The organism is Haloferula sp. A504 (assembly GCF_044385805.1).
Classification (GTDB): domain Bacteria; phylum Verrucomicrobiota; class Verrucomicrobiia; order Verrucomicrobiales; family Akkermansiaceae; genus Haloferula.
In genome coordinates this window covers 1-24,091 of sequence record NZ_JBISBU010000069.1, presented here as the reverse complement: position 1 = coordinate 24,091, position 24,091 = coordinate 1, and the positions used below count along the sequence as shown (strand labels likewise).

Sequence of the window (24,091 nt, the reverse complement as noted above, 5' to 3'; positions counted from 1 at the left end):
CGTCGAAGATCGAAGGGGTCCTCGCATTTCGCATTCTGGATGGAGTCACAGTCGTATTTCACCATTTGGCTACGGCATTCATGGTAGTTTGGACGGAACGAGCCGTCTTGCTCCTTCGATTTCCTCAGTCCGTGTCTTTCCGCGCTCCACTCTGCGGCGCGGCGCATGGTGTCGGGGATGTGGTTTCCGGTGAGGACGATCGGGGTGGGGTCGGCCGGGCTTGGTCTTGAAGTGGTATTTGCCGGTTCGCACGCCGCGCAATCTGGCGATGAGCTGGATGCTTTCGAGGAACTCCCCGGCGTTGTTGGTGCCCCCCGGTCGCAGTCGGCCCCTGGGCCGACCAACTCACATCCCGTTGGCAATTTGGGCTACTCCGGCCAGGTCTTCCAGCTCGACAGCCGGCCGGGGTAGGATTCGGGGCGGGAAAATGCTGCATTGACCCTCGCTGTCGGGGTTCTAGGCTGCCCCCGATGAAGGCAATCGCTCTCGCCGTGACCCTCGGTCTCGCCGGCACCCTGGTGTCGTGCACGACCGCAAGGAATTCCGTCGGGACCGCGAACCGCACGGTGGCCGCCGCCAACCGCACCTACGCGGACCGCGAGCAGATCGCGGCCCGCACCTACGAAACCGCGGGCCGCACGACCGAGACGGTCGGCCGGACATACGAGACCGTCCAGCGCACCTACGACAACGCGCCCGGAACCGTGCAGCGCACCGGCGGCACGGTTCAGCGGATGTACGACGCGATCGCCCGGACCCTCCGCTGAGGAAAGGCTCAGCGCTTCCGCCGCCGGGACCGCTTCTTCCTGCCCGAAGCCTGCGCCGTCTTCCCCGCGGCCGACTCGTCCGCAGCACGCACGACTTCAACGGTCGGCACCGCATCGAGCAACAGGGTGGCCACGAAAAGCACGACCGGCACGCTGAGCATCGCCAGCGGCATCGGAGCGCCAATGCCACCGCGGAGCATCGCGACCAGCAACAGACCCACGGCGGCGCCAAAGGCAATCACCACACCCATGCGCCGGCGCAGACCGTCTTCCCCGGCCAGCCAGGCCCCGCCGACCGACAGCACCAGCGCGAGGATCACCGCCGCCGCCACCGGCCAATGCGGGATCTCGGTCCGGCCCGTCAGGGTCGGAGCCCCCCGAACCGCCGCATCCAACCGAGGCAGGCGCTGCGCCCAGAGCCGGTTGGCCTTGTCGCCCAGGAGGCGCTCATCGGTGAAGAACAGCGGCCCCTCCCCGGCCAGGAACCCCTCCGGAAATTCCTCGGAAATCACGACCGTCGCCGGGGCCGCCGATCGACTTGGCGCCTCGTCCGGCAAATCGACCCGGCCGCGAAAATCGATCGGGATCCGCGGGCCATGGGCACCAAGCGCGATCTCGTGGCCCATGCGCACGCTCACATCGGTGTCGGGTGACAGCCCGAGCCGGGCAATCTCGAGCGCCAGCGGCACCGAAAAGATCACCCGGTCGGACCAGCGCGCCAGCAGGTAGGCGCGGCGCTCCTCGGCGCCCTCGGTCTCAATGCGCGTGAAGCCTGCCCACGACCGCTCCCCGCCGAACTCCGGGGCCAGTCCCACCACCCCGTTGACCACCGGCAGCTTGGTCCGGTCCCCGTTCACCGCCCCGTAGGGCATCGAGGCCTGCAGGAACGGCGGCGGCACCGGCACCGGAGCCGTGCTGTCCTTCACCACGTAGCCGATCACGGCCCGGTCGAACCGATCCATCGTCCCGCGCATCGCCTCCAACGCCAGCGTGTCCGGCTTTTCCCACTGCAGCGGATAGCCGAAGCCCACGCTCTCCAGCCCCGCCTCGCGCAGGCGAGCCAGCACCACCATCAGGTCGGCCGGCGGTGGCGGCGTGTGCTCGAAGTAGCGGTCGGGGTCGTCATCGAGAAAAAGCACCCGCAGTGGTGGCAGCGAAGCCGGAGGCTCCAGCCGCTCCACCGCCCGCGGCGACTCCGCCGTGCCCTCACCGACGATCCTGCCGTCCTCACCCGACAGCATCGCCAGCAGCCCGCGGTCCATCTTCTCCATCCAGCCGACCCGCGGCCCCACCGTGGCCACGAAGGCCGCCACGACAAACGCCGCAGCCGCCCCGACCCACCGTGGATGACCAACCCGAATCACCCCGCCACCGAAACCGGAATCCGGGTTCGTGGAAAGCGCGAAGCGAGCCTCCGCGTGGATCCTGGTCGCCCGCGCATCGCGTCAGGGCAGCTTGACTTCGACCCGGTAGAAGCCGGCGGGAGTCAATGGATCGGAATCGATCAGGGAGGCCGCCCCCCCGGTGCCGGGAATGTTGATCTGCGTGGCCACCGTTTGCCATGAACCGGCGGAGAGGTCGGCCGACCGCCACAGGGTGTAGAGCCGTTCCGCCGAAGACTCGTAGGAGACGCTGAAGCCGGATGCGTTCATCGCACCTTCCGACGAGAACGACGAGCCGCCGTCGTTGGGATCAGTGTCGGCGACATACTCGTCGTAATTACTCAGGCCATCCTTGTCGGGATCCGCCGTGGCTTCGGAATCGGAATCCACGGTGGTTCCGGTGCCACCGAAGTGTTCGCGGCGCCACGCGTCCGGAATGCCGTCGCCCACGCTGTCATCGGTGGGCAGCATGGTGCGCACGAGGCGCACGAAGTTGTCGATGCGCACGGCGTCGCCCTGCGGACCGTGCCCCGCCGAGTAGTCGGTGCCGTCGTCATGCTTCGGATCGCTGCGCTGGGCGCCGGCACCGTGGACATCCTGCCAGACCGAGTTCCAGTAGCCGTAGGCCGTGCCGAAGCACAGATAGACCCCCCAGCCGCCGCTGCCGGTCCAGGTCACATGGGTGGTGCCGGTCCAGTAGAACGGGTAATCCAGCGAACCGTCCTCGCCGCTGATGGACGTGCAGGAAAACACGGCATCGATCGCCGGCTGACCGTTGTGCCTGGGGGCGTTGTCGTAGTCGAAGAGGGTCTGCAGTTCCTTGGCGTCCGGCAGCCTCCAGTCATCGAAGCCGAGGTAGTTCTCGTCGTTCCGGGCCTGCGCCCAGGCGAGCGCCTCCTGCCAGTCCATCCCGGTCCCACTGTCGGCCTGCATCCACATCAGGCCGGTGGCCTCGTCGCGGATCGTGCCGTTGCCGTTGTCCGAGTAGTGGTTGAGGCCATAGAGCGGATTGCCCCGGACGCAGCGCACGTACATCGCCTTCGACTGTGGATAGCCCTTGATCCGGCCGTCGGCGAAGTTGAAGCCGAAGACCGTGGCATTTCCATCCATCGTGGTGCTCACATACTCCGTCGAGCTGAGATACTGGGCATCGATGAGACGCTCACCCGCCGCCGTGTCGCCGAAACCGAAGTCGAAGTAGGCGGTGTCGATGTAGGGGGTGATCCCCGAGGTGTCGGTCCCGGTGTAGCCGCTGGGGTCGGTGCCGCGAAAATCGACCAGCGAGTAGAGTTCCTTGATGGAGGGCAGGCGCCAGTCGTTGTAGCCGCCGAAGTTGTCGGCGTTGAGCTGGGCCACGTAGGCATCCGCATCGCCGAGCAGGATCTTGTCGTCGGCATCGATGTCGCCATCCCCGTCGGTATCCGGATCGCGCACCCAGGTGAGGCCGGTGACCTCGTCGGCGACCGTCAATCCGTCGGCACTCAGCGTGAAGCTCGGTGCGTTGCCGGCATGCTGGCCGTCCTGACCGTAAAATGCCGCCCCGCTGGCTGGCGGCACGATCTCCCCGTTGTTGTCGAAGCAGGCCGTCTGGCCGGTGTCCACGACCGGGTAGGTGCCGACCAGGATATCCGGATCGATCACCGTGATCGCGTCGGCCTGCGTGGTCGAATCACTGCCCTCGGGGCCGGTCACGGTCAGACTCACGCTGTAGACCCCGGGAGCGGTGAAGACATGCACGGGATTCGCGTCGCTGCTGCTCCCGCCGTCGCCGAACGACCACGCGTGGCTGCCGACCACGCCAGTCGAGGCGTCGGTGAAGGCCACGCTCAGGGGAGCCACGCCCGAACCCGGCGTGAAGGCGAACGATGCCGCAGGCGGACCGGAAGCCGCGACGACTTCGACAAGCCCGTCCCCCGTGTAGGAAAGCGTGCCCTGGGGGGTGGAGAAGACGATGGTCGCGCCGGGAAACCCCGGAGCGGTGTCCGACGGCACACTGAAGCTCGCCTCCACCACGAACTGGCTGGCATGCTGAATCGAGCCGCCCTCGAGCGTTCCGAGCGTCACGCTCGTCGGCGCGATTCCTGCGGGTGGCGGTGGCGGGAAGACCGACGAGTCGATCGTGAAAGTCACGGTGACGCTGCCCGATCCGGCTTCCACGACGGTCGGTGAGGCCGATGAGATGTCATTGGCGTTGGCGGGCAGGGCGAGTGCCAGCAGGGCAAGGGCTCCGAACGTGCTGGCGACGGTGCTGCTGGACTTGGTGCGGGGTGTTGTCATGACGCGGGAGATGGTTTGTTTCACATCACCGCCCAGCACAGCACCCGCATGTTAAGCCTTGATGTCAGAGCCGCGGAATACTGTTAAGCTTGCGTAAAAGTCGGTGAAGCACCAGGGCCTCGACCAGCGGCTGACCGGCGTCGAGCCGGTCAAGCCGGTGACCGAGATCCTGCTTTAGCGTATCAGGACCCCACTATCTACGGTACGCGACGTAGATGCAGTGCCTTGGCTTCTTGGACTTCGCGTGGGGTTTGGCCGGATGGGCTTCGACCTGAAACCCGGCCCGCTTGAGCATCTTCTCGAAGGCCGGTGTCGGATGGGCCATCCAGTAGGCGGCACGACCGTCCGGCGCGAGCGCTTCGCGGATGCGGGCGAGGAAGGAGGGCGTGTAGAGGCGCTCGTTTTCCCCGGTGATCAGCATGTCGGGGCCGTCGTCGATGTCGATGAGGATGGCGTCGAAGCTTCCCCTGCCGTGCTTCGCGAGGCAGTCGAACAGGTCGCCCTCGAAGACCCGTGTCCGCTCATCGGCAAGGATCGGGCCGTTGTGCTCGGCGAGGAATGTGCGGTTCCACTCGATGATCTCCTGCATCAGCTCGGCAACCTCGACGGTGGCGGGTCGGCCGATCAATTCAAGCACCCGCCGCAGCGTGAAGCCCATGCCAAGACCACCGATCAGCACCTTGGGATGCGGAACCCGCGAAGCTTCGCCCTCCGCCAAATGCGCGCATCCGAGGTCGGCGAGCATTTCCTCGGAATGCGTCAGCCGGGTGCTCATCAATTCCCGTCCGTCGTTCTTCAGGTAGAAGTGACCGTCGTGCCGGTGCAGCGAGAACAGCGTGCCATCGGCAAGACGGGCCTCGGCGAGTTGAACGTAGGGTTTCACGAATTCGGAGCCTCGGTGGATGGCGCGCCCGGACAAGCCTGAAGGGACCTACGCCAGCCCGTCTCCCCCGCTCTGGCGCAGCGCTTCGTAGAGAGTGATGCCGACGGCGGTGGAAAGATTCAGGCTGCGCGTGCCACCCGGGCGCATCGGCACGCGCACGGCCCGGCCGCCGGCCTCGCGGACGATCTCCTCGGGCAGTCCCCGCGACTCGCACCCGAAGACCAGATAGTCTCCGGAACGGAAACCCGCCTCCCACAGGCCGGTGCCGGCCTTGGTGCTCAGGTACCAGAAGCGGCTGCCGATTTCGGCCGTCGAGACCAGCTCCTCCAGGCTCTCCCAGACTTCCAGGTCGACCTCGTGCCAGTAGTCGAGCCCGGTGCGGCGGACGTGCTTGTCGTCGAGTGAAAAGCCCAGCGGCTTGACCAGGTGCAGTCGCGACCCGGTCGCCAGCGCCAGCCGTCCGGCGGCCCCGGTGTTGTGAGGAATTTCGGGGGCGACCAGGACGATGTGAAACATGGAATGTTAGATGTCGGATTTCAGATTCTGGAGGCAACGGACGGTGCGGGTCATCGCCCGAAGTGATCCCAACCGCCAGCGAAGGTTTCGCCCTCCTCGGCCAGCCGTCCGATGACGGTGAGCGGGTTAAAATCCGCGGGCCAGGTGTCCGCTTTCCACTTTCCGGGCTCGAGCGCGACCAGCAGCTCGTAGTCCTCGCCGTCGGTCATGGCCTGCTCAATCGTGCAGCCGCGGTGGCGCGGCAGGGCCTCGCGCTCGACGACCGCGCCGCAGCCGCTCGCCCTGGCCAGTCGCGGCAGGTCCTTCGCGAGTCCGTCGGAGAGATCCATCATGGCCGTGGCTCCATGCGCGGCGAGCCATTCGGCTTCGCTCAGGCGGGGCTGGAAGGTGAGGTGGCGCCCCCCGATCGAACCACCGAGGCGGCCGGTCACGGCCAGCAGGTCGCCGGGTTTTCCTCCCGATCGCAGGACGACCGCTCCCCGTGCCACGCTGCCCTCGCCGGATACCGAAATGACCGCCGCCGAACCATCGGGGACCCGGGTCGTTTCGCCTCCGGCCAGCACCCCGCCGCAACGATCCAGGCAGCGTTTCACGCCGCGGTAGAGTGCCTCGGCCCAGCGCACCGGCGTGTCGGCGGGCAGGGCCACGGTCACCATCAGATGCTCCGGGCGTCCGCCCATGGCGGCGAAGTCACTCACCACCCTCGCCACGGCCTTCCAGCCGACCTTCGACGCCGGGGTGTCCGGCTCGAAGTGGACGCCGGCGACGATCGCGTCGGTCTTGAGCAGGCGCAGCCGGCCACGACCCGGATCGATCACGGCGCAGTCGTCGCCGGGGCCGGCGATCATGCCCTCCTGCGGGAAACCCGCGACAAGGCGGTCGATCAAGGCGTCCTCTCCGATGTCGCGCAGGCGCTTCATGTCTCCGGCAGGGTGAACCACTCGAGCAGCTGCCCGACCTCGAGGAAGACGGTGGTGCCGTTGAAGAACATGTGAATGCCGATCGGCGCCCAGATCGACCCGCTCCATTCGTAGGACAGGGCCAGCAGCACCGCGAGGAAGGCCAGCGGCAGAAGCGCGATGGAATTCTGGTGAACCATCGCGAAAAGCAGCGAACTGAAAGCCACCGCCGCCCAGCGACCGGCGAAACGTTTCGCCACGGGATACAGGTAGCCGCGGAAGATCACTTCCTCGGTGATCGGGGCCACCACCACGGCGGTGAGGCATAGCATGGTCAGCACGGCCGGATCGTCGCCGGCCTCCTTGAAGGCCTTCACCACATCCTGGGCGGCATCCTCCAACTCCTGGTGGCCGAGCTGGGCGAGCAGCCAGTCCTGGTATCCCACCAACTCGAGCCCGGCGGCGAAAAACCCGGTCGCCACCGTCGCCAGCATCCCCGCGCCGATGACGATCAGCACCGTGAGCACCACCGGCACCGGCCGCCAGCGCAGGCCGAGCCACTGGACCGGATGCTGGCGCCACGCGACGACGCCGATGACCATCGCCATGAGGAAAAACTGCACGGCGGCATTCACCGCGAGCACCAGCACGCCGATCTCGACCGGTTGCCCGGTGGCCGGCACCAGCGTGGCCGCCAGGGGAAAGATCCCGTAGAAGACGACGAGGAACCCGACAACGCCGAGGTCCATCGGCAGGTAGATCCCCTCCGCGACGCGCCAGCCTCCCAGGCCGGGACCGCGAGGCACGGTGGGCGGCCGGGGCGGCTGCGCGCGCTGCATGAAAACCCCGCCGCCAAAAGCCAGCAACGCCAGCACCAGGAACCCGGCACTCATCCAGAACTGAAAATCGGGAGGCACGCGCGGACTTTGCGCGCGGCACTCCCCCGCCGCCAGTGGAAAGCGACTCCGCGTGCTTGCCCCCGGCGGCGATTCGACCGACGGTGCGCGCGTCACCCGCCCGTCCCGCGCCATTCACTCGCCCGCCGACAATCCCTATCGCAAGCTGAGCCGCCGCCGCTTCTCGGAGCCGCTGCTGCTCCTTCTGCTGTTCCTCTTCGGCGTGTGGCTGTGGGACAACCACCTCGGCAGCCCGCGCGTCCCCCATCTCGCCGGTGACCCGGTCCAGACCTGGGAGCTGACCATGCGCAAGGCCGACCGGGACCTGCGCCTGGCCGAGGGCACCCGGCACCTGCCGCCCTTCGTGCAGTCGCTGCTCGGCATCGATCCGCTGTCGCAGACGCTGGACCGCCAGATCGAGTCCTTCGAGCTGCTGGTCCGCTCGCGCCACCGCCACGACGAAGACGAGGCGACCCGCGAGATCGGCGATGAAGGGGCCTTTGCGCTCGGGGTGATGATCGCGCTTCAGGGAGATGGAAATGCGGCGGCCGCTCCTTTCGCGCAACTGGGCCTGGCCGCTCCGCCCCCGCCCGAGGAGGTGATTTCCCGGATCATCCACGGTCGCGAGCACTGGTGGGACATGGCCTACCTCGAGGCCCTCGACATTCCGGAAAACGACTACGCCGGGAAGCTGGTCGACTCCCGCACCCGCCACCTTGTCGGCAATGCCATCAAGTCGCGCGGCGTGGTGCTCGCCCTCGGACTCGGCGGCCTGATCTTCATCCCCGGCACCCTGCTCGCCTTCTTCCGCGCCGGCCGCACCCGGGAGCCGGTCAACTACAGCCACCGCTGGCACCTGTCCTTCGGGCTGGGGGTGTTCCTTCTCGCCTACCTCGCCTTCGTCGGCTTCGGCAACCTCTACAGCCAGGGCCTGGGCCTGGTCGCGACCGGCCAGGATCCGGTGATGTCGCCGCCGGTGTATCTCACCGTCGCCACCGTCTCGATGTTCCTCCCCGCGCTGATCGCGCTCGGGCTGATGTTCCGGCGGCCACGGCACGCGATCAGCCGCCTCGGTCTGGCCGGGCCCTTCGACGGGCGGATGGTGCTCGGCTCCTTCGCCATCCTGCAGATCATCGAGTTCGGCCTGCGGATGACGATCGACGCCTCCGGCCCCATCGACCCGACCGGCGGCCTGAGCCCGGAAGAGTCCGGGCCCTGGGGTCTTGCGTTCGGGATCGCCACCGCCTGCCTGGCGGCACCCGTCGCCGAGGAAATCGTCTATCGCGGCGTCCTGTTCCGCTCGCTGGCGAACCGCCTGAAGATCTGGCCGGCGGTCGCCATCTCATCCATTGTCTTCTCGCTGGTCCACTTCTACACATGGCCGAGCCTGATCATGGTCGCCATGGTCGGCGCCGCCTGCGCGCTCGCCTACGTCTCCAGCCGGGCGCTGCTCACCGCCATCGTGCTCCACGCCCTTTACAACGCCGCCATCAAGATTCCGGAATGGATCGTTTACCAAACTCCGCTATCATGATGACGACGGACCGCCCGCTTCGTAAATGAGTCACGAATCCTTCCAGGCCCCGGAACTCGCGCAGCTTGCCGCCCTGCTTCCCAACCTCGAATTCCAGACCTTCATCGCGCAGGGTGGAATGGGCGCGGTCTATCGAGCCCGCCAACGGTCGCTGGATCGCGACGTGGCGGTGAAGATCCTGCCCCGCGAGCTGGGTGCCGACCCGGAATTCCACGCGTCCTTCGAGGTCGAGGCCAAGGCGATGGCACGCCTCAACCACCCGAATCTGATCTCGGTTTACGATTTCGGCGATGTCGACGGCATGCCGTACATCGTGATGGAGTATGTCGACGGCAAGTCGCTCTACCATTCCGCCTGGAACAAGCAGATCGATCCGAAGGTGGCCGTCGAGATCGTCGCGGGCATCTGCCGCGGACTGGCCCACGCCCATGAAAGCGGCGTGATCCACCGCGACATCAAGCCGGCCAACATCCTCCTCACCCCAAAGGCGGAACCGAAGATCGGTGATTTCGGGCTGGCGCGACCGGCGGGCCACGACGGCCCCGGACTGGTCATGGGCACGCCGGGCTATTCGGCCCCCGAGTTCCTGGAAGACTACGAGTCCGCCGACGAGCGGGCGGATCTCTACGCTGTCGGCGTGATCCTTCACGAACTGGTGACCGGACAACGCCCCGACCTCGCCCCCGGTGAGGAGCGCAAGCCGACCGGCAACCTGCGCCTCGACAAGATCTGGCGCAAGGCAACCGAGACGGATCCGAACCGCCGCTACGCCTCCGCCGCCGAGATGGCCGCGGAGCTCGAGGGCTGGCTCAGGAATCCCGGCCCCAAGAGTGCCGGGCCCCCGCCACCGGCCGCCACCTCGCCGACCCCCAAGCTGGCCGCCACCCCCCGCACTCCCGGGAGACCCCTTCCAGGAAAACCGCTGCCGGGAAATCCCGCGGCCGGCAAGCCGGGCGCCGCGCCGGCACCCCAGGTTGCCATGAGTTCCGGCTCGAATTGGGCCATCATCCGCAACCTGCTCATCATCGCGGTGCTGCTGGTCGCCATCGGCTTCGCCTGGAAGGCCTACGAAGGCAAGAAGAAGGAGAATGCCGAAAAGAAGGCCCGCTACGAAAGGGAGCAGTACGAGGCGCGCAAGCAGGCGGAACTCGAGGCCCGGCGCCGCGCCGAGGAAGCCCGGCGCAATGCCCAGAAACCGCCGACCCCGCCACCACCGGACGTCGAGCCTCCCAAAGTGGAGACGCCGATGGAAACCCTCGAGCGCCTCCGCACGGAACTCGCCCGGGGAGGTCGTGCCGAAATGCCCAAGGGCACGATCCGCAAGGGTGAGCGCGACTTCTTCGTGGTCGAGAAACCGCTCAGCTGGCACGAGGCGGCCGCCTTCGCCGAGGATCACGGCGGCTACCTCGCCATCGTTCACTCGACCGACGACATCACCGGCTTCGAAGAGCTGGTGCCGGAAAACGGCAGCCTCTGGATCGGTGCCGGGCGCTCCGTCGGCGGGCGCTGGGTGAACATCGACGGCACCGACTGGTCGCTGGCCAAGGATCCGCCGGGGGCCGGCAACTACGCCACCATCAACGGCCTCGGTCTGCTCCGCGCCCGCCGCCGGACCGACCGGTTCCCCTTCATCATCGAGTGGCGGCGCGACGGGTCGAACCCCGCCACCCTCGCCGCCATGCTCGGCCGGACCCGCGAGACGCTCGACGCCCCGAATCCGAATTTCCCCCCCGGCACCGAGTCGCAGGACGCCCGCTACTTTTCCATCATCCGCCGCGACGTGGAACGCCGCGAAGCCGAAAAGCTGGCCCGGCAGGCGGGCGGCATCCTCGCCGTGCCCGCCACCGAGATCGAGGCCGACTGGCTCGAGTCCCGGGTTGCCGAACTCGACGCGCCCAAGGGTTTCTGGCTCGGTGCCTCCCGCGAGGGCGAAGTCTGGACCTGGGACACCGGCGAGGAGTGGAAATTCGCACGCTGGGGTGCCGATGCCGGTGGCAACGAGTCCGCGCTGGTCCTGATGCCCGGCGACGGCTGGCACGACGCCGACCCGGAGGAGACCGCCTCGGGATTCATCATCGAGTGGAGCAAGGATGCCGAAGCCGCCGAGGCCCGGCCCGAGGATCTTGGAAATGCCGACCCCGGCCTGGCGGAACTCCGGACCAAGGCCGGCGAACTCGTCGAGCAGGCCATCAAGGAGCGGGACGACAAACTTGCCGCCAATGCGCGCACCTTCAGCTGGGACCTCGACGTCTGGTTCCGCGGGCTCAATTTCGCCGACCGCGAGGCGTGGAAGCCTCATGTCGACGGGCTCAAGGCCATGGTGCAGGGCAACCGCGTCCCCGCGCCTGAACAATTCGGTGCCGACAACCCGGTCCAACTTTCACCGCAGATGGGCAAGGTCTGCACCTACTGCTACACCAAGCAGCAGGAGATCGACGAAGCACACGAGAGCAAGCTCGGCAGGCTGCGCGATGCCTACGTCACCCGCCTGCTCCAGTCGGCCAACGAAGCCCGCGAGAGGGGCCAGGGCGCCCTCGCCGACAAGCTGCAGCGCTTCGCCGCCGACGCCGAAGACTTGGATGCATGGGTCGACTCGATGACGGATTGATCCGGGCCCCGGCCCGAAATCCCGCCGGGATAAAAAACTCCTCGAAAGGTGTAACCTCCCGCCGCCAACGGCTCAGGAAGCGGATGACATGACCCCATCTGAACCATCCCACTGCCCGAAATGCCATTCCGAGATTCCCGGAGACAGCCCGGGTGGCCTCTGCCCGAAATGCGTCCTTGAAGGTGCCGCCGCCACCCCGAGCGCCACCAGCACCGGCCACAAGGCGGGCAGCCCTCCATCCGTGCAGGAGATCGCACCGCACTTCCCGGATCTCGAAGTCCTCGAACGGATCGGCACCGGTGGCATGGGCGCGGTCTACAAGGCACGGCAGCCGCAGCTCGACCGCATGGTCGCCCTCAAGATCCTCTCCCATGATCTTGCCGCCGATCCGTCCTTCACCGAGCGCTTCAACCGCGAGGCCAAGGTCCTGGCACGCCTCAGCCATCCCAACATCGTCGGCATCCACGACTATGGCACCGCCGGCCCCTACTGCTACCTGCTGATGGAATTGGTCGACGGCGTCAACCTGCGCCAGGCGATGCAGGCCGGAAGGTTCAGTCCCGCCGAGTCGCTGGCGATGGTCGAGGAGATCTGCTCGGCCCTCAAGTTCGCCCACGAAGAGGGCATCCTCCACCGCGACATCAAGCCGGAGAACGTCCTCATCGATTCCAAGGGCCGCGTGAAGATCGCCGATTTCGGCATCGCCAAGATGGTCGGTGAGGACGATCGCCCGGACGTCACCCTCACCCTGCGGGGCTCGGTGCTGGGAAGCCCCCACTACATGGCCCCGGAGCAGATTGAAACGCCGGGCGACATCGACCAGCGGGCCGACATCTACTCGCTCGGGGTCGTCTTTTACGAAATGCTCACCGGCGAGCTGCCCCTCGGACGCTTCGCCCCGCCTTCCCAGAAGGCCGCGATGGACGCCCGCATCGACGACATCGTTCTGAGGACCCTGGAAAAAGAGCGGCAGGCCCGCTTCCAGTCGGCCGAGGAGGTCATGACCCAGGTCGGCGCCGTGGCCGAGCGCCCCCGACCCCCTGCCGCACCGGCACCCGACCGCGATGCCGGAGGCACCGCCGGCAGCCTGTCGTCGGCCACCCTCACCGGCGTCAGCCTGGCGATCCTGATCGCGACGGCCATCCTCACCAGCGGCTCCATCTTCAGTTACAAGGTCACCAAGGTGATCGGGGGCATCGGCCTGAGCTTGAGCGCCATCGTCGCCATCGTTGGGTTCATCCTCGGCTGCGTCGCACTCACGGGGATCCGGCGCTCGGGCGGGAGGACGTCAGGATTGGGTCTGGCGGTTTTCGGGACCGTCGGCTGGCTCATCCTCATGATACCGATGGTCGGATCGCAGTTCCTGATGATGCCGATGCCGGGCTCGGGCGGCGGGATCTCCTTCGGGCCATGGGTGCTGATCGTGTTTCTCATCCTGCCCGCCTTCCTCGCGGCGTTCGTGCTCGTTCGCACCCTGCGCCGCTGGGCGGGAGGGGTGCCCCGTGAGGATGGTGGCCGCGATTTCCCGGGAATGGGCCGTGGACTCGCGCTCGTGGTGTTGCTGGCGCTCGCGGGACCGATCCTCCTCCTGACGATCCCCCGCTTTCTGCCGGAACCGGAAGTTGGAATGTCTCACGCCGAAAGGCAGGTTGAAGCCGTGAAGCGGGAGTCGGAACGGATGATGGCTGCCTGGGAAATGAACGCCGTGGTTGAATCCTCGGGCATGAACTGGCATCGCGGGGGGCCTGAGGTGATCCTGCCACTGAAGATCCACGACAGCTTCCGCGCCGAATTCCGCCTGGCGCTCTACGACGGCAAGGGCAATCCGAAGCGATACAGCCAGGTCGGCCCCTGGGAACCGGCCCAAAGGCGGACCCGCATCAGGGTCGAGGATTTTGAGACTTGCCGACTCCACATCGGCACCATCATCGATTCCGAGGAGGTCCACTGTGGGATTGCAGCGCTTGTCGGAAGCACCGGTCAAAGCGGATTCATGGTTGCCGACACCGACTTCGCGGAATGGAACTTCAATGTGCCGGAGAACCAGCGACTCGACGTTCCGCTCGCCACTGCGGGAACCTACGAAGCCACGATCGCGAGGCTCGAAGAGGAAGTCGATGGAAAGACCGAGCTGAACGGTGTGCTCCGGCTCGAAGTTCGCCTGCTCGAACGGTGATGGCCGATGGACGGTGCCATGACCCGATCACCCCGACGCCATGCCTGAGATCAAGACCTTCGCCCAGTCCGGAGCCCAAGCGTTCCACACCACTCGCTGGACGATGGTCATGCGGGCCCGTGGCGATGCACCCGAGGCCCGGGTGGCGCTCGGAGATTTATGCGAAGCCTACTGGACGCCGGTCTATCGCTTCCTGCGCCGCGAGGGTCGCGACGAGGACGAAAGCGAAGAACTCGCGCAGGAGTTCTTCTCGCGGCTCCTGTCCGGCCAGGCCATCGACAAGGCGGACCCGGGGAAGGGCCGCTTCCGCTCGTACATTCTCGGAGCACTCAAGCACTTCCTCTCCGACCGGCGCCGGGCAGAGGGACGCCAGAAGCGCGGTGGTGATGCGATCATCGAGTCCATCGAATCCCGCGACGGCGAAACGTCGCCGGAGATGCAATTGCCCGACGCCGGCGCGACGCCGACCGATGCCTGGTTCGACCGGCATTGGGCTCTGGCTGTCATGGAGCGGGGGCTGATCACCGTGGAGAAGTCCTTCGGCGAGACGGCGAAGAAACGTCAGTTCGAAGTGCTCAAGCCGTGGCTGGTCGGCGACGTCCAAGGCCTTTCGCAGGCCGACGCCGCCGCGGAGCTGCAAATGAGCCCGGGAGCCATCAAGGTCGCCATCCACCGGCTGCGGCAGAAGTTCGGCGACGCGATCCGCCGGGAGATCGCCGAGACCGTGGACACCGAGGAAGAAATTGCCGAGGAACTCCGCTACCTCATCGAGGCGCTGCAGGCGGATTGAAGGGAGCAAGGACTGGGGAGAGCGGCTTTGCAAGCCGCTTGTCTGGACCGGCAGTATGCAGCGGCTTCCAAAGCCGCTCTCCTCATTTCACTGGTTCCGCATGAAATCGGCGACCTGATAGAAGAAGGCGTCGAGCTGCTCCCGCACCTCGCCTTCGATGCCGCACTCGTCCATCGCCTCCCCCATGAGCTCCACCCAGCGATCCCGCTCCGGTTCGCCGATGGCAAAGGGCGCATGACGCATCCGCAGACGGGGGTGCCCCCTGCGCAGGGTGTAGCCCGGATCGCCGAGCAGCCGGAACTTGAGAAACATCTTCAGCCGGTCTTCGGAACCCTGCCAGTCGTCGTCGGGATACATCGGACCGAGCAGGTCGTCCTTCTTCACCCGGCGATAAAATGCCGCCACCATCGAGGCGATCCCCTCGCCCCCAACCTCATCCGCGACGCGTTGCTCCATGCTTTCCACACCCCCGGCGATAACGGCGGGTCCGCGAATGCTCAAGCCCGCACCTCGCACCAGCCGGCGGACCAGGTCGCCTTCAGCCGCAGTCCGAAGAGCCGCGACAGCCGGGGGTCGGTGAGCACCTCCTTCTTCGGCCCGTCGGCGAAGACCCGGCCTTCCTTGAGCATCACCACGCGCTGGATCTCCGGGGGAATCTCGCCGGGATGATGGGTCACCCAGATGAGGGTCCGACCCCGCTTGAGCAACTTCCGCAGGACCTTCTGCAAGCCGGCCGACGCCGCGAAATCAAGGGCGGTGGTCGGCTCGTCGAGAACCAGCACGCCGGGGTCGTGGGTCAGCGCCCGCGCGATCAGGAAGCGGCGTTTCTCGCCGGAGGACAAGCGACCGAAAGGCCTCTCCACCAGTTCCTCGGCCCCCATCGCATCCACCGCGCGCGACGCTCTTTCGCGATCCTTGATCGAAAATCGCATGCCGGGCACGACGCCGTAGGATCCGCGCAAGGCCGACAGCACGACCTGGAAGGCCGGCTCGTCGGGATCGAAGCGCGAGACCTCCTCGGGCATTACCAGGCCGATGCGATGGCGCAGGGTCTCGATGTCCCAGAACTCCTCGCCGAAAAGCCGGCAGTCCGCGTCCTCCGTTGCCTCGATCCGCAGCGATCCCGCGAGCACCTGGAGCAGCGTGCTCTTGCCCGAGCCGTTCGGCCCGAGGATGGCGACGCTTTCCCCCTCGCGAAAGCTCAGCGAAACCTCCTGCAACGCGGCGATCGAGGCGTCGTCGCCGCGCCACACGGTCGCGTTCGCCAGCTCGAGCACCGTCTGCATCACTTCCGTTCCTCGCGCAGCCGCTGCGCGAAGCGCTTCACGTAGTCGTTCCCACGCTTCCCTTTCAGGGCCTCCTCGATCCAGGCGTCCGGCACCTTTGCCGAAACTCCCAGACGGGTCAGGGCGTTGAGCAGGTACTGCGTCGAGTAGTCGCCGACATCCTTGTCCAACTCCGCCAGCAGCGCCTTCTCCGCCATCTGCGTCTCCCCGGCCGCGTCCAGGACTTCGGCGGCCAGCACGCGATTCACCGGAGCGTCGTCCTCGAGCAGCGGGCGCACCCCTTCCGCATCCTCCCGCACCAGCCTGCCCACCAGGCCCCAGTAGCGTTTGACCAGGTCGTCGGATCTCAGTGCCTCCTGCAGGCGCTGATCCTCCCCGCGTTCGCCGGAAGTGGCCACGAAGGCGAGATCGAGCACGCCATCGTAATCAAAATCCTCGGACCGTGCGAAGGTCGCCACCGGGAGATCCGGGCACAGCATTTCGAACATCGGCTCGGGGATGATCCCGGTGTCCTTGACCTCGGCCATCTTCGCCTTGAGCCGCTCCCGCATCGCCTTCAGGCGGTCGGCATGCTGCGGGTCGCCGGCGAGGTTGCGGATCTCCCAGGGGTCCGCCTCGAGGTCGAAAAGCTCCTCGACCGGCTGCGGTGTCTCCCAGATGCGCCGGTGGGCCTCGTCGAGCGTCCCTTCCTGCCACGCCTTGCGCCACGCCACCCACGACGGCTGGCCAAACTGATAGTAGCTGTAGGGTGCCGCCGGCAGGTACGGCGTGAAACGGCGGATGTACTTCCAGCGCCCGTCGGTCCATCCACGACGCATGCCGTAGATCTCGTCGAAGCGGTCGGCGAAAAGGAACACGCCGTCCTTCGGCGGCGTCCGGTGTTCTCCGAGGAACGCCCGCCCCTGCATCTGGGCGGGCTTTTCCATGCCGATCAGCGACAGCAGCGTCGGCGCCAGATCGACGAAGGCGACCGGTTCATCGATCGTCGCGCCCGGCTCGAAGGGAGAAAGGTGCTTCCACTTCTCCGGCACCCGCACGATCATCGGCACGCGCACCCCGGTGTCCTTGAGGTAGCGCTTGCCACGCGCCGTGGGGCCGCCGTGGTCGGCGTAGTAGAAGACGATGGTGTCCCCGGCGAGGCCCGCCTTTTCCAGGTCGTCGAGCACCTTGCCGACCTGGGCATCGAGCTGACTCAGCTTTTCGTGGTAGGCGGCGAAGTCGTCGCGGAATTCCGGCAGATCGGGCAGGTGCGGCGGCAGGTCGATCTCCGAGGGCTTCAGGCGGTAGGGCGGCTTGGCCCGCTTGCCGGGGAAGAGCGAACTCTCGTGGGAGACGGTGAAGTTGAAGACCGCGAAGAAGGGCTGGCCCTCCGCCCGCTTGCGGTAGTGCGCCTTGCCCGAGCATTCGTCCCAGATCGCCCGGTCGTCGCCCTTGATGTTGAAGTCGGTCTTCGACGCATTCGTGCAGTAGTAACCCTGCTCGCGCAAGTAGGTGACGTAGGGCTTGAACTCCGCCGGGATGGCATGGCGGCTGCGCATGTGCTGGGTGCCCTGGCTGGGGGCATGGACGCCGGTGAGAATCGTCGATCTCGCCACCGCGCAGACCGGTGCATTCGAGTAGGCGTGAAGAAAGCGGTTGCCCTGTTCGGCGAGGCGATCGAGGCGCGGGGTGGCCGCCTGCTGGTTGCCGTAGCAGCCAAGCCAGTGGGCGGCATTGTCCTCACTGGTGATCCACAGGATGTTCGGCTTGTCCGCCGCCCGGGCGGTGATCGCGAGTAGCAGGAGGGCGAGAATGCGCATGCACCCTTAAGCCACCGCAGCCGCGGGGCTGACAATCGAATTCCTCAGCGGATTCAGCGGATCGGCACTCAGCTGGCGGTCACGGGAACCACCAACGTCGGCACCACGGCCTTGCGAACCATGCCCTCGGCCACCGAGCCGATCAACAGGGACGCAACCATGCCGTGGCCATGGGACCCGAGGACCATCAGGTCGGCCCCGTTCTCCTTCACGTAGTCGAGCAGGGCCTGCAGCGGACTGCCGTCGACCAGATGGCGCTGCACGCCCTCAACGTCGGCGGCGATCGCATCCAATCGCTTCTTCGCCCGGCGACCCGCTTCCTCGTGGAAGGTGTGCATGGCCGGGAACTCGTCCGGAGTGAATCCATAAGCGGTGTAGGCGGGTTCGCGCTCGAGCACGTGGACGAGGTGAAGCTCCGCACCGAAGGCCTTGGCCTGTGCCACCGCAGTCTCGACGACCAGATCGGTGGCATCCGAAAAATCAATGGCAGCAACGATCGTTTTCATGGTCTCCCACGCTAGCCGCAGATCCCGGGCTTGGCCAGATGCAAACGAGTCCCTGCCGAAGGAATCGCAAACGATGCGGGATTCGGCCATGACAAGCCCCGGATCCCGGTCCACGCTCGCTTCATGATCAAGTTCCTCCACACCCGCATCCGCGTTCAGGACCTCGACCAATCGATCGCTTTTTACTCGAAACTGGGCTTCGTCGAAAAGGAACGGAAAGGCTCGCCGCAAGGCAACCAGCTGGCCTTCCTCGAGCTGCCCGGCAACGACGCCTTCCTCGAGCTGACCTGGTCGGAGGACTACAAGACCCAGTGCCCGGAGGACCTGATGCACATCGCCGTCGGCGTCCCGGACATCGTCGACTACTGCGACAAGCTGGAGAAGGACGGGATCGAGATCTGGCCCGGCGGCTGGCGCGAAAAGTTCACCTCGGGCGAGCGCAAGATGGCCTTCGTCACCGACCCCGACGGCTACGAGGTCGAGATCCTCGAACGCTGAGGGTGGCTGCCCCGGCCCGGGGCAGCCTGGCCGCCGTAGCCTTGGCGAAGGAGGGGCCGTGATGGCGGCGGCCCGCCGCAAGCAGAGGCCAAGGAAATCCGCTGAGCAATCCGCACGTCGTGCTTGGCAAGCCTTCCCGCGAGGACCGATTCTGCCGCCATGGGTGGCAACTCCAGCGAGCCCCCGTGGCCGCTGCTGCTGGCCTCGGCGGTCGTCTGCGGCCTTGCCACGCTGGGGGGAATCTTCGCCCAGCGGTTTCCCGGCCTGGAGAACATCGCCACCGCCCTTTACGCCACCGCCTACCTCGCCGGCGGCTGGGATGCCGCGCTGGACACCCTGGGCAAGCTCAAGCGCTTCCGGCTCGACATCCATTTCCTGATGCTCGCCGTCGCCCTCGGCGCGGCCTTCATCGGCGCCTGGTGGGAGGGCGCCGCGCTGCTGTTCCTCTTCTCGCTGAGCAACGCGCTGGAAGGCATGGCGATGGCGCGCACCGACCGCGAGATCCGCAGCCTGTTCCGCGAGGCACCGAAGCAGGCACTGGAGGTGCTGCCCGACGACACGACCCGCGAGATTCTCATCGAGGCCCTGGTGCCCGGCACGGTCGTCCGCATCCTGCCCGGCGAGCAGTTCCCCGCCGACGCCCTGATCCTGAGCGGTGAGAGCGCGGCCGACGAATCCACGCTCACCGGCGAGGCGGTGCCGGTCGGCAAGCAGGCCGGCGACACCGTCTTCAGCGGGACACTCAACACCTGGGGCCGGCTCGATGCCAAGGTCCTGCGCCCGCCCGGCGACAGCGCCCACGCCCGGATCATCCGCCTCATCCGCGAGGCCCAGGCCAGCAAGGCGCCGTCGCAGCGCTTCACCGACCGCTTCGGCACCGGCTACACCATCGGCATCCTCGGGCTGGCGCTGGCGATGTTCCTCATCTGGCACTTCACCTTCGGCATCCCCGCCTTTGTCCCGGAAGACGAGGGACGCTCGGCCTTCTACCGGGCCATGACCCTGCTGGTGGTCTGCTCGCCCTGTGCGCTGGTCATTTCCATTCCCAGCGCCGTCCTCACCGGCATCGCCGCCGGCGCGCGCCGCGGCATCCTTTTCCGCGGCGGCGTGGCGCTGGAGAATCTCGCGACCATCGATCGCCTCGCGGTGGACAAGACCGGCACGCTCACCCACGGCGAGCTTGAACTCACCGGCATCGAGGTCCTCGGCGGCGGCGGGGAAGACGATCTGCTCGCCGTCGCGGCGGCCCTCTCACGTCATTCCACCCACCCGCTTTCCCGCGCGATCGTCGCCGCGCAGCTGAAGCGCCAAGCCCCGCGGCTCGACAGCAGCGACTTCAAGTCGATCGCCGGCAAGGGACTCCGCGGCGCGGTCGGGGGCCGCGACACCGTGCTCGGCCGCCGGGCGCTGTTCGCCGAAAGCAGCCCGCTCCAGAACCTCCCCGATCCCGAACCCGGCCTCACCGAGGTGCTGGTCGAGTCCGGCGATCTCGCCGGACGCCTGCTGCTCCGGGACGCGCCCCGACCCGAGGCCGTCGACACCGTTCGCCAACTCCGCGACGACGGCATCGAGGTCACCATGCTCACCGGCGACCGCGAGGAATCCGCCGCACTCGTCGGGCGCGAACTCGGCCTGCGTGACTGGCGCTCCGGGCTGCACCCCGAAGACAAGGTCACCGCCATCCGCGGCTGGCGGGAGCAGGGCGAGCGGGTGGCGATGGCCGGCGACGGGGTCAACGACGCCCCCAGCCTGGCCGCCGCCGACGTCTCGATCGGCATGGGCCTGCGCGGCAGCGACGCCGTGCTCGAGCAGGCCGACATCGTGCTCACCCAGGACCGCCTCGAGCGCATCCTCGAGGCGCTCGAGCTCAGCCGCCGCTGCCGGACGATCATCCGCCAGAACCTCGCCATCTCCCTGGGCGTGGTGGTCGTGCTCGGACTTGCCGCGCTGGGCAGTGCCATCCCGCTTCCCCTCGGCGTGCTCGGCCACGAGGGCTCGACGGTGATCGTCGTGCTCAACAGCCTGCGGTTGTTGTGGAGTGGCGCTTTCCGAGCGCCATGACGGGGCTCGGCGATCTCCCGATCGCACCTTGCGCCCGGCTTCAGGAAAAATCGCCTGTCCGCACTTCGAGTCCGCCCCCTCGACTTCGATCTTGCGACCCCTGATTGGGGCATTCCACTTGGCAGATCAGGCGACCTGCACTCCGCGGTCTGAAGGCCGCCGCGCCCCGCCATGGCGCTCGGAGAGCGCCACTCCCTACCGCGTGACCTCGGTGCCGATGCCGCTCTGGGTGAAGATCTCCAGCAGCAGCGAGTGCGGCTGGCGTCCATCGATGAAGTGGACCTTGCGCACGCCGGCATTGAGCGCGTCGAGCGCACTGCGGATCTTCGGGATCATGCCACCGGAGATCGTGCCGTCGGCCAACAGCGCTTCGGCCTGCTCGCGGTTCACGGATTGGATGAGCGTTGCAGGATCCTTCGGGTCCCGCATCAGGCCCGGCACGTCGGAAAGATAGACCAGCTTGGTCACGCGCAGCTCCTTGGCCAGAGCGGCCGCCGCGAGGTCGGCATTGATGTTGAGCGCCCTGCCGCTCGCCAGCTCCTCCGCCAGCGGGGAAATCACCGGCACGATCTGCGCCTTGTGGGCCGCATCGAAGGAGGCCGGCCGGCAGCCGACCACCTCGCCGACCCGACCGAGATCCGCCGGATTCCCCGCCTCGTCCTTCACGTGCATCTTCTCTCCCAGGAACACATCGTTCCCCGGGATTCCGGTCGCCTTGCCGCCAAACTCGCGGATCATCTGGACCAGGCCCGGGTTGATCTCGTTCGACAGCACCTTTTCGACGATCGCGATCGCCTCGTCGGAGGTCCGCCGGAAGCCGCCGACGAACTCGGCCTCCAGGCCCGCCTCCTTCATCGCCGCGGAGATCGCCTTGCCGCCGCCATGAACAACAATCGGGTTGATGCCCGCCACCTCGAGGAACACGATGTCCCGCATCACCTTGCGCACCAGTTCGGGATCCTCCATCGCGGAGCCCCCCATCTTGATCAGGAAGGTCTTGCCGCGGAAGGCCTGCAGGTAGGGCAGGGCCTCGATCAGGGCTTCGGCTTTGTCGATCGGTTCGCGGAGACTCATGGCTCGGGGCTCGGAGAGTAAGAGATCGTCGCAGCGGCGGCAAGGACCGCGCGACGCTGTCGCGCATCGAACAGCGAGAGCGGCTGACCTCCGTAAACAGGACCAGCGCCGGCTCGGATGCCCGGCGGCATTCCTTCGGGCAATCCGGGTGAGCCCCTCCATGCGCGACAGCGTCGCGCGGTCCTTTCTTCATCCCCGCTCCCGCACCACTCGCCCGCCATCCACCACCTTAAACTCCAGCACCCGCGCCTCGGCCGGCACCAGCTCGGGGAAACGGTCCGCCCACTCGGCGACGACCACGCCGCCCTCGGCGAGCATTTCGTCCCAGCCGATCCCCACCAGCTCCTCCGCTGCCTGCAGACGGTAGAAATCCAGGTGAAACACCGGCAGGCGACCCTCCCGGTACTCGTGGACGAGGGCAAAGGTCGGGCTGGTGACCTCGCCCGCATGACCCAGTCCCGCCACCAGGCCTTTGGCAAAGCGCGTTTTCCCCGCCCCGAGGCCGCCCACCAGCGCCAGAATCTCCCCACCCGCCAGCCCCGAGGCGATCTCATGCCCCAGAGCCTCCATCGCCGCCTCATCCGGAATCAGCCGTTCCACCCCCGCAGCAAAGCCGATCCGCCGGTGCCGTCGATTTCAAAAAATTGCCTTGCCCGCCCCAGAGGGCTGTGGTGTTCTCCCCGCCCGCCCGCTTGACGGGCTTCATTTTTCTACCCCACACGGCCATGGCCTACGCAGTGATCAAAACCGGCGGCAAACAGTACCGCGTTGAAAAAGGCGACAAGCTCGACGTTGAGAACCTGAATCTCGACGAAGGCACCATCCTGGAGTTCGCCCCGCTCATCATCGGTGAGGGCAGCGACATCAAGGTCGGCTCGCCGATCGTCGAAGGCGCCAGCGTCAAGGCCACCGTCGTTCAGAACTTCCGCGGCAAGAAAGGCATCGCCTTCAAGTTCAAGCGCCGCAAGGGCTACCACAAGACCAAGGGCTACCGCCGCTCGCTCAGCAAGATCGAGATCGAATCGATCGAAGGCTGAATCCATTCGTCATTCGGAAATTCATCATTAGACCTTCCTAAGTCATGGCTCACAAGAAAGGACAAGGCTCCGTCAAGAACGGTCGCGACTCCCGCTCGAATCGTCTCGGCGTGAAGAAATACGGCGGCGAGGTCGTCGTTCCCGGCATGATCATCATTCGCCAGCGCGGCACCAAGTGGCACCCTGGCAAGAATGTCTTCATGGGCAAGGACCACACCATCCACGCCGGCGTCGAAGGCAACGTCTTCTTCGACCGCAACGGCCGCCGGGTGAACGTCAAGCCCGCCGAAGTCGCCGCGAACTGAAGCGCGGATTTCACCGATTTACCCAAAAACCGTCGTCCCGAAAGGGCCGGCGGTTTTTTGTGGGAATGGACCGCGAGGTTTCAAGCCTGCATGACAACGCCTTCTCACTCGGCACTTCTCACTCGGCACTCGCGCGCTACGCTCGCGCCATGAGCGACGCCCTCAAAGCCCTCCTCCTCGAAAAGTCCGTCCGCACCGGCACCTTCACCCTCGCCTCCGGCAAGACCAGCGACCTCTACATCGACTGCCGCGTGACCACCCTCGACCCGGTCGGCGCCAACCTCGTCGGCGAGATCGGCTGGGCCGCCGTCCGCGAGCGGATCCAGAACGAGGGCCTCAAGATCAACGCCATCGGCGGCATGACCATGGGTGCCGACCCCATTTCGCTGGCCATCGGCATGACCTCCGCCCGCCTGCACCCCGGCGAGGCCCTGCAGGTCTTCACCGTCCGCAAGGAGCCCAAGGGCCACGGCCGCGGCAAGCAGATCGAGGGCAACTTCAAGGAAGGCGACACCATCATCGTCGTCGACGACGTCATCACCACCGGCGGCTCGACGCTCAAGGCGATCGACGCGATCGAGGCGGCCGGCGGCAAGGTCGCCTTCGCCCTGGTGCTGGTCGACCGCGAGGAAGGCGGACGCCAGGCGATCGAAGCGCGCGGCATTCCCGTCCTCGCCCTCTACTCCCGCAGCACGTTGCTTTAGATAGGGGTAGGGACGGCGCATTGGCTTGCGCCGCCCCTCCCTTCGAACCGGACGTGCGGATCTCCCGCATCCGGCTGTCCAGTCAGCGGTTTG

22 protein-coding genes are annotated in these 24,091 nt (G+C 66.9%); 10 read left to right on the top strand and 12 right to left on the bottom strand.

Annotated features, from left to right (window positions below; translation table 11 throughout):
• The first annotated feature begins 470 nt into the window (after positions 1-470).
• Positions 471-767, top strand: coding sequence for a hypothetical protein (locus ACG2LG_RS21065; protein ID WP_396262384.1), 297 nt, complete (start codon positions 471-473; stop codon positions 765-767).
• A gap of 8 nt (positions 768-775) precedes the next feature.
• Here the strand turns inward: ACG2LG_RS21065 and ACG2LG_RS21060 are convergent, their stop codons facing one another.
• From ACG2LG_RS21060 to ACG2LG_RS21035, 6 genes are all read right to left on the bottom strand, one after another.
• On the bottom strand, positions 776-2,131 hold the full coding sequence (locus ACG2LG_RS21060; protein ID WP_396262382.1) for a hypothetical protein: 1,356 nt from the start codon (positions 2,129-2,131) through the stop codon (positions 776-778).
• 81 nt (positions 2,132-2,212) lie between these two features.
• The gene (locus tag ACG2LG_RS21055) at positions 2,213-4,426 is read right to left on the bottom strand and encodes a DUF1566 domain-containing protein (RefSeq protein ID WP_396262381.1); all 2,214 of its coding nucleotides are present in this window, start codon (positions 4,424-4,426) and stop codon (positions 2,213-2,215) included.
• 193 nt (positions 4,427-4,619) lie between these two features.
• Positions 4,620-5,309 carry a spermine synthase gene (locus tag ACG2LG_RS21050; protein WP_396262380.1) on the bottom strand — a complete coding sequence of 230 codons (690 nt, stop codon included), beginning with the start codon at positions 5,307-5,309 and terminating at the stop codon, positions 4,620-4,622.
• A gap of 48 nt (positions 5,310-5,357) precedes the next feature.
• Positions 5,358-5,825: a tRNA (cytidine(34)-2'-O)-methyltransferase gene (locus ACG2LG_RS21045; RefSeq protein WP_396262379.1), complete on the bottom strand. Its 468-nt coding sequence runs from the start codon at positions 5,823-5,825 to the stop codon at positions 5,358-5,360.
• Between the two features lie 50 nt (positions 5,826-5,875).
• Positions 5,876-6,745: a thiamine-phosphate kinase gene (gene thiL, locus ACG2LG_RS21040; RefSeq protein ID WP_396262377.1), complete on the bottom strand. Its 870-nt coding sequence runs from the start codon at positions 6,743-6,745 to the stop codon at positions 5,876-5,878.
• Positions 6,742-7,617: a lysostaphin resistance A-like protein gene (locus ACG2LG_RS21035; RefSeq protein ID WP_396262376.1), complete on the bottom strand. Its 876-nt coding sequence runs from the start codon at positions 7,615-7,617 to the stop codon at positions 6,742-6,744. Before ACG2LG_RS21035 ends, thiL begins: the two co-directional genes overlap by 4 nt.
• Positions 7,618-7,693: 76 nt before the next feature.
• Here ACG2LG_RS21035 and ACG2LG_RS21030 point away from each other — a divergent pair, with 76 nt between their 5' ends.
• The 4 genes from ACG2LG_RS21030 to ACG2LG_RS21015 all read left to right on the top strand — a co-directional run bounded on the left by ACG2LG_RS21030 (position 7,694) and on the right by ACG2LG_RS21015 (position 14,728).
• A complete protein-coding gene (locus ACG2LG_RS21030) occupies positions 7,694-9,154 on the top strand; it encodes a lysostaphin resistance A-like protein (RefSeq protein ID WP_396262375.1) in 1,461 nt (486 codons plus the stop codon).
• Positions 9,155-9,179: 25 nt separating this feature from the next.
• Positions 9,180-11,762 (top strand): protein kinase, encoded by a 2,583-nt coding sequence (locus ACG2LG_RS21025; protein ID WP_396262373.1) that lies wholly within the window; start codon positions 9,180-9,182, stop codon positions 11,760-11,762.
• Positions 11,763-11,850: 88 nt separating this feature from the next.
• The gene (locus tag ACG2LG_RS21020; RefSeq protein ID WP_396262372.1) at positions 11,851-13,938 is read left to right on the top strand and encodes a protein kinase; all 2,088 of its coding nucleotides are present in this window, start codon (positions 11,851-11,853) and stop codon (positions 13,936-13,938) included.
• 40 nt (positions 13,939-13,978) lie between these two features.
• Positions 13,979-14,728, top strand: coding sequence for an RNA polymerase sigma factor (locus ACG2LG_RS21015; protein ID WP_396262371.1), 750 nt, complete (start codon positions 13,979-13,981; stop codon positions 14,726-14,728).
• 87 nt (positions 14,729-14,815) lie between these two features.
• Here ACG2LG_RS21015 and ACG2LG_RS21010 read toward each other — a convergent pair whose 3' ends face one another.
• The 4 genes from ACG2LG_RS21010 to ACG2LG_RS20995 all read right to left on the bottom strand — a co-directional run bounded on the left by ACG2LG_RS21010 (position 14,816) and on the right by ACG2LG_RS20995 (position 18,319).
• The gene (locus ACG2LG_RS21010; protein ID WP_396262370.1) at positions 14,816-15,184 is read right to left on the bottom strand and encodes a globin; all 369 of its coding nucleotides are present in this window, start codon (positions 15,182-15,184) and stop codon (positions 14,816-14,818) included.
• A gap of 41 nt (positions 15,185-15,225) precedes the next feature.
• Complete coding sequence (locus ACG2LG_RS21005) at positions 15,226-16,014, bottom strand: ABC transporter ATP-binding protein (protein ID WP_396262368.1); 789 nt, start codon at positions 16,012-16,014, stop codon at positions 15,226-15,228.
• Positions 16,014-17,813 carry a sulfatase gene (locus tag ACG2LG_RS21000; protein WP_396262366.1) on the bottom strand — a complete coding sequence of 600 codons (1,800 nt, stop codon included), beginning with the start codon at positions 17,811-17,813 and terminating at the stop codon, positions 16,014-16,016. The genes ACG2LG_RS21005 and ACG2LG_RS21000 overlap by 1 nt, the downstream gene beginning before the upstream one ends.
• Before the next feature lie 68 nt (positions 17,814-17,881).
• Entirely contained in the window at positions 17,882-18,319 is a 438-nt protein-coding gene (locus ACG2LG_RS20995) for a universal stress protein (RefSeq protein WP_396262364.1), read from the bottom strand.
• A 123-nt stretch (positions 18,320-18,442) separates the two neighbouring features.
• Between ACG2LG_RS20995 and ACG2LG_RS20990 the strand changes: the two genes are divergently transcribed.
• Together ACG2LG_RS20990 and ACG2LG_RS20985 are read left to right on the top strand one after the other, a co-directional pair.
• Entirely contained in the window at positions 18,443-18,817 is a 375-nt protein-coding gene (locus tag ACG2LG_RS20990; RefSeq protein WP_396262362.1) for a VOC family protein, read from the top strand.
• 159 nt (positions 18,818-18,976) lie between these two features.
• Entirely contained in the window at positions 18,977-20,878 is a 1,902-nt protein-coding gene (locus ACG2LG_RS20985) for a heavy metal translocating P-type ATPase (RefSeq protein WP_396262361.1), read from the top strand.
• A 195-nt stretch (positions 20,879-21,073) separates the two neighbouring features.
• Here ACG2LG_RS20985 and argB read toward each other — a convergent pair whose 3' ends face one another.
• Positions 21,074-21,952 (bottom strand): acetylglutamate kinase, encoded by an 879-nt coding sequence (gene argB, locus ACG2LG_RS20980; RefSeq protein WP_396262359.1) that lies wholly within the window; start codon positions 21,950-21,952, stop codon positions 21,074-21,076.
• Positions 21,953-22,141: 189 nt separating this feature from the next.
• A complete protein-coding gene (gene tsaE / locus ACG2LG_RS20975; protein WP_396262358.1) occupies positions 22,142-22,552 on the bottom strand; it encodes a tRNA (adenosine(37)-N6)-threonylcarbamoyltransferase complex ATPase subunit type 1 TsaE in 411 nt (136 codons plus the stop codon).
• 125 nt (positions 22,553-22,677) lie between these two features.
• Here tsaE and rplU point away from each other — a divergent pair, with 125 nt between their 5' ends.
• The 3 genes from rplU to pyrE all read left to right on the top strand — a co-directional run bounded on the left by rplU (position 22,678) and on the right by pyrE (position 23,998).
• Positions 22,678-22,989, top strand: coding sequence for a 50S ribosomal protein L21 (gene rplU / locus ACG2LG_RS20970; RefSeq protein WP_396262356.1), 312 nt, complete (start codon positions 22,678-22,680; stop codon positions 22,987-22,989).
• 44 nt (positions 22,990-23,033) lie between these two features.
• Complete coding sequence (rpmA, locus tag ACG2LG_RS20965; protein ID WP_396262354.1) at positions 23,034-23,294, top strand: 50S ribosomal protein L27; 261 nt, start codon at positions 23,034-23,036, stop codon at positions 23,292-23,294.
• A gap of 149 nt (positions 23,295-23,443) precedes the next feature.
• Positions 23,444-23,998 carry an orotate phosphoribosyltransferase gene (pyrE, locus tag ACG2LG_RS20960; RefSeq protein WP_396262352.1) on the top strand — a complete coding sequence of 185 codons (555 nt, stop codon included), beginning with the start codon at positions 23,444-23,446 and terminating at the stop codon, positions 23,996-23,998.
• The last annotated feature ends 93 nt before the right edge of the window (positions 23,999-24,091 follow it).

Bases quoted from the DNA above. Each gene is read 5' to 3' on its own strand.
- ACG2LG_RS21065 (WP_396262384.1), top strand. From the start codon at position 471: ATGAAGGCAATCGCTCTCGCCGTGACCCTCGGTCTCGCCGGCACCCTG.
- ACG2LG_RS21055 (WP_396262381.1), bottom strand. From the start codon at position 4,426: ATGACAACACCCCGCACCAAGTCCAGCAGCACCGTCGCCAGCACGTTC.
- ACG2LG_RS21045 (WP_396262379.1), bottom strand. From the start codon at position 5,825: ATGTTTCACATCGTCCTGGTCGCCCCCGAAATTCCTCACAACACCGGG.
- thiL (WP_396262377.1), bottom strand. From the start codon at position 6,745: ATGAAGCGCCTGCGCGACATCGGAGAGGACGCCTTGATCGACCGCCTT.
- ACG2LG_RS21035 (WP_396262376.1), bottom strand. From the start codon at position 7,617: ATGAGTGCCGGGTTCCTGGTGCTGGCGTTGCTGGCTTTTGGCGGCGGG.
- ACG2LG_RS21025 (WP_396262373.1), top strand. From the start codon at position 9,180: ATGAGTCACGAATCCTTCCAGGCCCCGGAACTCGCGCAGCTTGCCGCC.
- ACG2LG_RS21020 (WP_396262372.1), top strand. From the start codon at position 11,851: ATGACCCCATCTGAACCATCCCACTGCCCGAAATGCCATTCCGAGATT.
- ACG2LG_RS21015 (WP_396262371.1), top strand. From the start codon at position 13,979: ATGCCTGAGATCAAGACCTTCGCCCAGTCCGGAGCCCAAGCGTTCCAC.
- ACG2LG_RS21010 (WP_396262370.1), bottom strand. From the start codon at position 15,184: ATGGAGCAACGCGTCGCGGATGAGGTTGGGGGCGAGGGGATCGCCTCG.
- ACG2LG_RS21005 (WP_396262368.1), bottom strand. From the start codon at position 16,014: ATGCAGACGGTGCTCGAGCTGGCGAACGCGACCGTGTGGCGCGGCGAC.
- ACG2LG_RS21000 (WP_396262366.1), bottom strand. From the start codon at position 17,813: ATGCGCATTCTCGCCCTCCTGCTACTCGCGATCACCGCCCGGGCGGCG.
- ACG2LG_RS20995 (WP_396262364.1), bottom strand. From the start codon at position 18,319: ATGAAAACGATCGTTGCTGCCATTGATTTTTCGGATGCCACCGATCTG.
- ACG2LG_RS20990 (WP_396262362.1), top strand. From the start codon at position 18,443: ATGATCAAGTTCCTCCACACCCGCATCCGCGTTCAGGACCTCGACCAA.
- ACG2LG_RS20985 (WP_396262361.1), top strand. From the start codon at position 18,977: ATGGGTGGCAACTCCAGCGAGCCCCCGTGGCCGCTGCTGCTGGCCTCG.
- argB (WP_396262359.1), bottom strand. From the start codon at position 21,952: ATGAGTCTCCGCGAACCGATCGACAAAGCCGAAGCCCTGATCGAGGCC.
- rplU (WP_396262356.1), top strand. From the start codon at position 22,678: ATGGCCTACGCAGTGATCAAAACCGGCGGCAAACAGTACCGCGTTGAA.
- rpmA (WP_396262354.1), top strand. From the start codon at position 23,034: ATGGCTCACAAGAAAGGACAAGGCTCCGTCAAGAACGGTCGCGACTCC.
- pyrE (WP_396262352.1), top strand. From the start codon at position 23,444: ATGAGCGACGCCCTCAAAGCCCTCCTCCTCGAAAAGTCCGTCCGCACC.